The 7595-nt window shown below is 66.9% G+C and carries 5 protein-coding genes; 3 read left to right on the forward strand and 2 right to left on the reverse strand.

The features are described 5' to 3' along the window. Positions 1 to 2209 (reverse strand): PepSY domain-containing protein (locus JW958_07455; protein MBN1826085.1); only part of this gene is annotated, 2209 nt, incomplete at its 3' end. Between the two features lie 637 nt (positions 2210 to 2846). Here JW958_07455 and JW958_07460 point away from each other — a divergent pair. Continuing rightward, positions 2847 to 3347 carry a GAF domain-containing protein gene (locus tag JW958_07460; GenBank protein ID MBN1826086.1) on the forward strand — a complete coding sequence of 167 codons (501 nt, stop codon included), beginning with the start codon at positions 2847 to 2849 and terminating at the stop codon, positions 3345 to 3347. Between the two features lie 53 nt (positions 3348 to 3400). Here the strand turns inward: JW958_07460 and JW958_07465 are convergent, their stop codons facing one another. Further along, positions 3401 to 5392 (reverse strand): tetratricopeptide repeat protein, encoded by a 1992-nt coding sequence (locus JW958_07465; GenBank protein MBN1826087.1) that lies wholly within the window; start codon positions 5390 to 5392, stop codon positions 3401 to 3403. A gap of 38 nt (positions 5393 to 5430) precedes the next feature. Between JW958_07465 and JW958_07470 the strand changes: the two genes are divergently transcribed. Next, positions 5431 to 5925 (forward strand): DUF296 domain-containing protein, encoded by a 495-nt coding sequence (locus tag JW958_07470; GenBank protein ID MBN1826088.1) that lies wholly within the window; start codon positions 5431 to 5433, stop codon positions 5923 to 5925. Between the two features lie 242 nt (positions 5926 to 6167). After that, positions 6168 to 7271, forward strand: coding sequence for a hypothetical protein (locus JW958_07475; GenBank protein MBN1826089.1), 1104 nt, complete (start codon positions 6168 to 6170; stop codon positions 7269 to 7271). The last annotated feature ends 324 nt before the right edge of the window (positions 7272 to 7595 follow it).

Here is a 7595-nt window from a genome sequence, read left to right on the forward strand (position 1 = left end):
CGCGCTCCCAGATACCGGTGGTGGCGTCGTCGCCGGCGTCGCCGACGGTCCACCCCTTGTCGGTCTCGAAGTCGTCCTCGAAGACGAGGGTGAATTCGCCGACGTAGAAGCCGTAGAGATCGACCGGCGCGTTACTCGGTGAGACGGCGGAGTTGGCGTACTCGTCCTCCGCGTAGAGGTAGTACTGCACGAAGGCGCCGGCGCTCTGGGCGGGAATGGTCCCCGTGTAGACATCGCCGCCGCCGCCGGCCATCCCCACGTTCAGCAGGGAGCCGCCGTCCACCTTGTAGTAGACCCGAAGCGCGCTCTCTTCGATGTCGCCGGCGCCGGAGGTGATCGTGGCGGTCACCGGGATCGGATCCGCCGCCGTCGTGTGTTCCGTGATCGGCGTGTGCGCGATCGCGACGGGGCTCAGGATCTCCGGACAGTCGAAGCCGTGGTTCGTCGCGCCGACGCAGAACATCGCGTGATGCGGCGTTCCGTTGTCCAGGTTGCCGTCGTCGTCGTCGCCGACGAAGGTCCAATAAACCTGATCCGGCATGGATTGGGGAAGGCCGAGCTTGCGGCCGAACCACCACGCGTACTCGACCACGCTGTCCGCGTATGTTTGCGAATAAGCGCCGAGAAGCGCCTGCCAGGAATCGTAGATGAACCCGCTCAACATCTGGCCGTCGGTGTGTCCCGAGCCGGTCAGGTCGTCCGGGTAGATCAGGGAGTTGTCCGCGTTCCGGATCCCCGAAGTGCAGTTGTCCAGATAGAAGCCGAGTCCGAGGCGCGGCTCGCGTGTGAGGAAGAGCGAGGCGATGTCCGAGTTCCCTTCGTGGACGCTGCTCGGCGGATCATATGGATTATAAAGCTCGTGGGTGATTCCGTGGCCGTACTCGTGGTACGCCACGTCCCCCATCCGCCCCGTGTTGGCGTAGTCGATGGAGCCGACGCAGAAGTTCACGCCGTAGTAGTCGTACCAGGCGTTGCCCGGGCAGTATCCGTCCGTCCGCTCCACCGTGTCCGGCATGGCGTAGTCGAGGCCGGTGAACGTGGGATCGAGCGCCTTCAGCCAGCGGTGCTCCCGGTTCAAAAAGGCGTAGGTGTCCCTCTCGCTGTCGAGGGAGTTGGAGTTCGACCAGTCGATTGTGTAGGGCGTGCCGGGCGTGATCGTCCCCGTGAGGACCGCGTCCGTTCCGGTGTATCGGTGGGTGTGGAGGAACGCGCTTTGGAAGCGGGCGGTGATCGACTTGGAGTCGGTGCCGCCGTAGGAGAGGGTGAAGTCGCCGTCGATGTCGGTGGTGGCGATTCCCACGCCGCTGATGGTGAGCTGCATCTGCTCCATCGGGAAGTCGTAGGTGTACCCGTCGCAGTAGCCTTCCCACTCCACGTCTCCCCGCGCGTGGCCGGTGAAGTCGAGGGGGAAGATCAGGCTGCGGCGCCAGAGGATTTCGCCGGTGTGGGCGTCCACGTAAGTCTCCCAATGGCCGCGCGGATCCCAGGTGAAGAGATCGAAGCGGTAGGCGAGGTGATACGTGAGCGCCAGCTCCTCGCCCGCGCCTTCGCGGGTCGGAAGGATCACCAATTCCTGATACGTGATCTCGTCGCGGCCGTCGAGGAAGTCGATCTCGTTCTTCGCTTCGGCGAGGGCTTCGGCCTCGGAAAGGGCCGGCGTGGTTCCCGGCAGGAGTTCCTTCACGCGCGGATAGGCGTCGGATCCGAAAGCGAAAATCCGGCCCGCGTCGGTCAGGACCACGTGGGCATTGCCGCCGAAGACACGCACGCCGTCCACGAATTGATCGAAGTGAACCGCGTACTTGCCCGGCGCCGTTTGCACGCGGGAGACGCGGAGGTCTTCCGTTGCGGCGCCGAAGAGACGCGCGTTCTCGGCGACGAAGTCGCGGGCGGCGCGCTCGGCGTCCGCGTCGGCGTGGATCGCGCCGGCGAAGTCGACGCCGGAGCCGTAGACGTGGTGCAGCGATCCGGTCACGCGGTTCCGGTCATACCGCCACTCGCCGCCGTAGCGCTCGGCGAGGGCGCTCAGGGGAGAGACCTTGGACATGGCGTTGTCGAACCCCGCCTCGATCCAGAGCCCTTCGTCTTCCCATCCCGGTCGGGCGACTTCGAGACGGTTCCCATCCGGGACCGGCACAAAGGCGAACGCCGTCCCCCCGGCCACCAGTAGGGCCAGGAGGAGAAGGGGCAGTTTTCGCTTCCGATGCATCCTTCTCTCCTTTTCTCCGCCAACGGAGGATCGGAACCTGCTCGCCGCGCCGGAGGACGGGGAAAGACCACGTCCTCCTCCGCGCACGGACGGATCGCCGCCGGTAGCGGAAATCGTTTCTACACTCGGGGGAAATGTGTCGGGAAACACAAGTTAAAGATAACAAAGGGGAATGGTAATTGTCAAGTTGATATGAAGTTACGAGTTCTCGTGGCGCCGGGGAGGGGAAGGAAAGCCCCCGCCGAGCCACGACTTGAGAATATCGATGGACGGGAGTCGAAAGATTTGCCCGCGCCGGGTGACGGTTTTATGTTCCAAGTCTGGGGTGCGAATTCCGGAACAGCCAGATATTGTTGCAGTTAACCCCAGGCCGCCGCGCGCGCGGCGCCACGATCCGCAGGGGATCTTGCGATATCAAGTGGTCCATGATCCGGGCGTGGGGAGAAGTGTTTCGGAGACGCTCCGGGTGCTCGAGAGTTGCAGACAGGCCCAAACCGTCCGGCGGACCGGCAACCGTGGGAAGAGACGCTCGAGTCCAAGGGCTCTCTGGACAGGGGCGCCGCGAAAACATACCCTCGACCGGGGCCCGGCGTTCGGGTCCCGGCCGCCGTGATTCCCGCCCCCGAGGAGAGAGGCGATGACACCGGAACGGAAAGAAATCTACGACCTCGCGATCCGGGAGATCCGCGCGGTCACCGCCGGCGAGATGGACGCCATCGCCAACATGGCGAACGCATCGGCGATTCTCTACGAGAGGCTCCCCTTCTCCTGGATCGGTTTCTATCGCCTTGTTCACGACGAGTTGGTGCTCGGCCCTTTCCAGGGGAGGGTCGCCTGCGTGCGGATCGGGCCGGGAAGGGGGGTGTGCGGCGTGGCCTGGGAGCGGGGGGAGACGCTCAGCGTATCGGACGTGCACGCCTTCCCCGGGCACATCGCCTGCGATCCCCTCAGCCGCTCGGAGGTGGTGGTTCCCCTGCGCGCGCCGGACGGGAGAATCTGGGGGGTGCTGGACGTGGACAGCCGGGAGCCGAACGATTTCGACGGCGACGACGTGGAGGCGTTGGAGAAGATCGGCCGGATCATCGAGGACGCGGCCGCCCGGGATGAGCGTTTTCTCGCCGCCGCCCTCGGAGGGTGAAGCGCCGCACGCGCGACGCCGGCTTGTATTGTTGATGCATGAAAGGAAAGAAATCAGGGCCGCCGCCCGCCCGTGAGGGCGCGGACCCGCTCGAGTTGCCCGGCGAGGCCCGGGTAGTCCGGATCGATCCTCTCGAGCCGCTCCCAGTGGCGGAGCGCCCGGTCGTAATCTCCGGCCATCGCCCGCGCCGCCCCGGCGTTGTAAAGCCCCCGCTTCGAGTCCGGGGCCGCCGCGAGATGCCTTTCCAGAAGCGCCGCCGCCCGTTCCGGCCGCCCCCGTTTCGCTTCCAGGATCCCCATGTTGAAGAGCGCTTCCGGCTCCGCGTCGTCGACCGAAAGGGCGCGGGTGAGCGCCTCGGCGGCGAGGGAGTCCTCCCCCCGTCTCATCCGAACCGCTCCCAGGTTGGCGAGGATCGTGGCGTCCGAGGGATCCTCGATGAGGAGCGCCTCCAGGAGCGAGAGCGCCTCTTCGGTGCGACCCTTCTCGGCCAGCGTCACCGCCAGGTCGTTCCGGGCGGTCCTTTCCTCCCTCGGGTCCTCGCCGAGGGAGAGGTAGATCCGCATCGCCTCTTCGGTCTTTCCCGTTTCCCGGTAGATCCGGGCGAGCCCGCGCCGCGCCTCCGCGAAGCCGGGCCGCAGGGCGAGCGTCCTTTCGTACGCGCGCTCGGCGGCCGCGTAATCTCCTTGATGGATGAAAGAGCTGGCGAGGCGACATTCCGCCGCCGCCGCGTCCATGCGCGGGAGGGGCCAATTGGAGAGGGCGATCAGCGGAAGAAGGAGAAGCGCGCGCGGGCGCTTCGCCCGAACGTCCGCCGCGAGGGCGGCGGCTCCGGCGCCGGCGGCGACGAGGAGCGCCGGGACCGCCGGGAGACGATAGCGCCCGGTTACGAAGAAGAGGAGCGCCGCGAGGAGCGCCGCGCCCAGGAAGAGACTGATCAGCGAGCGGGATCCCTCCCGCAGCCGCCCGAAGAAAAGGCCGAAGAGGGCGAGGGGGGCGGCGATCCCGAAGAGAGGGGTCGGCCACCGGAGCGCGGGAGAGAAGCGGCGGAGAAAGTAAAGGTCTTCATTGTTCGGGATCTCGTAGTCGTTTCCGAAGAGGAGCGTCTTGCGGCCGAGGAGGAGGATCCATCCGCCGGGATCGCGCCGGATTCGGTCCAAGCCGCGGCGGAGCCAGAAGCGGGAAACCTCCGCGGAGGAAAGCCGCCTTCCCGCCTCTCTCTCGGCGATTCGCCGGGCGTCCTTGTCGAATCCCTCCGGCGTCGGCCGGATGCCGGCGGCGGGGGAGAGCGCGCCGTCCGCCCCTTCGTGGTTTCCGATGAAGAAGTGGATCCCGCCGTGCGCGCTTACCGGCGTCGGTCCTCCGGCGAGGCGGCTCGCGGTGATCGACCACGGGAGGAGAAGCGCGAGCGCTCCGGCGAGAAAGAGCGCCGCGCCGCGCCGTCCGGTCCGCCCGAAGAGGAGCCAGACCGGAAGCGCGGCGAGGAGGGGGAGAAGATCGGGACGGTTCAGCGCCGCCGCGCCGAAGAGAAGCCCCGCCGCGGGGGCCGCCCCGGTGCCGCCGCGCCGCGCCCGCAGGCAGGCGGAAAGGAGGAGCGCGCCGAGGAAGGGGACGAGCGCCGCGCTTTGCAGCGTCCCTTCATAGAGGAGGAAGGGGGAGTAGAGGGCGGCGGCGAAGCCGGCGACCGCGCCGGCCGCGGTTCCGGAGACGCGGCGTCCCACGCGGTAGAGAAGGAGCGCGGCGCCCGCCCCGAGCGCCGCCTGGAGAAGCCTCACGAGGAGCGCGCCCGCTCCGAGACGGAAGAGCGCTCCCAGCCAGTAGGCGTAGAGCGGCGCGGCGTGCAGAAGCCCCGGCGGGCTCGGGTTCCCTCCGGCGATCGCGCGGCCGAGGCGCGTGTAGAGGTCCGCGTCCAATCCCTCGTAGGGATGCTCGAAGAGGGGGAGTTCGCGGAGCGCCGCCAGGTGCGCCAGCCGCGCCGCCAGGGCGACGGCGGCGATCGCCCAGGGGAGAACCTTCTCCGCGCGCGTCGCATGCGCCGTTTCGTTCATGCCCTCCTTATATCACGAGAGGGGATGGGGGCGCCTCCATGTTCCGCCGCCGCCCGTGGTATGATTTCCCCTTCGACGGCAATTTCGCGCACGGCAAGGAGGCGAACGTGAAGATCTGGGAAATGGAAGGCGGCGCAAGGCTCCTGGTCCGGGTGGACCGGGGAGAGGAGATGATGGAGGCGCTCCGCGCGGTGGCGCGGGAGAAGAAGGTCGAGGCGGCGCGCGTCACCGGCATCGGCGCCCTCCGAGACATGACCCTCGGCTATTTTGATTTGGACCGCAAGGAATACGTGCGGGGCGAGTTGTCCGGGAGCTGGGAGCTGCTTTCCCTTTCGGGGAACCTGAGCCTCAGAGACGGCGAGCCGATCCCGCACATCCACGTGATCGTCGGCGACGCGGGCCTGAACGTGCGGGGGGGGCATCTCTTCTCCGGCACGGTGAGCGTGACCGGCGAGATCTTCATCGACAGGCTCCCCGCGCCGCTCCACCGGGAGATGGACCCGGAGGTGAGCCTCCCCCTTCTCGACCGCTGACCCCTCTTTCCGGGACGTACGGTCTCGTCCACGCCGCCGCCGGGACCGTACGATCTCCGGCGCGCCGGGCCGAGTCCGCGGCATCTTCCTGCCCGGAGATGTCTCCGCAATATATTGTGAATAAATACGATACAAAAAACCGCCCCGTGCGCCCCGCTCCGGTACACCCCTTGCTCTCTCCTCATCACGTGGGAAACAGGAAACGAACCCGAAGGCTCGGCACGAGCAGGGAGGACGAGACGATGAAAGGAACGATGCGACTCTGGGCGATGCTGGCGATCCCGCTGTTGGTTCTTTTGGGGGCCGGCTGCATGGGCGATTTCTCATCCAACCCGACGTCCAACGTCACGCCGGATGAACAGGAATTGGACCTGAACTCCGAGTACGGCGGATACGACACCTCCGATGAATCGCCTGCTTTCGGCGATCCGGAACTGTTGAAGACCGAAGAGGACGGCGTCGACGCGATGGACGCTTTCGCCTGCAGCTCGGCGGTGATGAACATCGCGAGCCGGGCGGGGACGGACGTGTACGCCCTCCGTCTCACCTGGGGAATGCTCGAAGGCGATTCGACGGTGAGCGAGCTGACGGACTGGAGCGGCACGATCAAGTTGGACCGCGGCGTGATCATCGTGGACCGCATCATCCTCTTCGAACCGGGCGACTACATTTTGCGGCGCGTCTGCCGCGACTCGGTCGGCGTCGTCTCCTTCACCGGCCCGCACTACGACGGCCTCCTCATCACGGTCCTGAACCCGGAGGCGGACAGCACCGGCGCGCCGGAGGAGAACGTCCTCACCATCGATCTCGGTCCCTTCCACGAGACCTTCACCATGGACCAGCTGGAGGAGATCCAGGAGGTCTATGACGTGGACGTGACGGGGAATCAGTTCTCCATCGTCGGCCGCTACCTGACCGAACTCCCCTGCAAGAACGGCTTCATTCACGGGAAGTGGGCGCGGAACGAGGCGGACGGCGGCGTCTTTCGGGGGCGCTGGACGACGCGGCGCGGCCTGGGGCGCGGCTACCTGAACGGGCACTGGGGCGTGAACGAGGAAGGCGATCGCGTTCTCTTCGGGAAGTACATCGGGCTGGACGGGAGCTTCGAGGGGCTGATCCGCGGGACATGGGGCCAGGGGGAGCTGACCGGCACCGGCTGGTTCCGGGGCGTCTGGAAGAACGAAGAGGAGACGGTCGAGGGGGTTCTGAACGGTGTGTGGGTGGATCCCTTCCCCTACAACGGGAACATCCATGTCCAGGGCCGACCGGACCACGGGTTCTTCAACGGCCGTTGGATCGAGGCGTGCGAGTCGGACGTCGTGGACGAGGAGTACGAGGAGTTTTAGCCCGAGTGAGCATCCCACACCTTCCTTCTCCTCCTCGCCACGCGGGGCGCCCTTCGGGGCGCCCCATTTTTTGGGGCGCCGGTATTTTCGCGAGCGAAGTGGCTGAACGAGCGGCCTGTGCGGTAAAAAGGAGTGAAGAGAGACGCGCGGCGATCCCTTCCGCCGCCGGGCTCCCTCTCGGGGCCGTCTCGACGAGCCGGGCACCCACCGGAGCCCGCCTCCGTCGAGGGGATAAAAGAATCTGTCGAGCTTATCGGGGCGGGCGGAGGTGGGTCGGCGAGCGAGAAGAGGGAGGATGCAAAGCATCCGGACCGTGCCCCGAAG

It is taken from the genome of Candidatus Eisenbacteria bacterium, from assembly GCA_016930695.1.
GTDB lineage: Bacteria > Orphanbacterota > Orphanbacteria > Orphanbacterales > Orphanbacteraceae > JAFGGD01.

Coding starts and splice junctions, on each gene's coding strand:
- JW958_07460 (MBN1826086.1), top strand. CDS start 2,847: ATGACACCGGAACGGAAAGAAATCTACGACCTCGCGATCCGGGAGATC.
- JW958_07470 (MBN1826088.1), top strand. CDS start 5,431: ATGTTCCGCCGCCGCCCGTGGTATGATTTCCCCTTCGACGGCAATTTC.
- JW958_07475 (MBN1826089.1), top strand. CDS start 6,168: ATGAAAGGAACGATGCGACTCTGGGCGATGCTGGCGATCCCGCTGTTG.
- JW958_07465 (MBN1826087.1), bottom strand. CDS start 5,392: ATGAACGAAACGGCGCATGCGACGCGCGCGGAGAAGGTTCTCCCCTGG.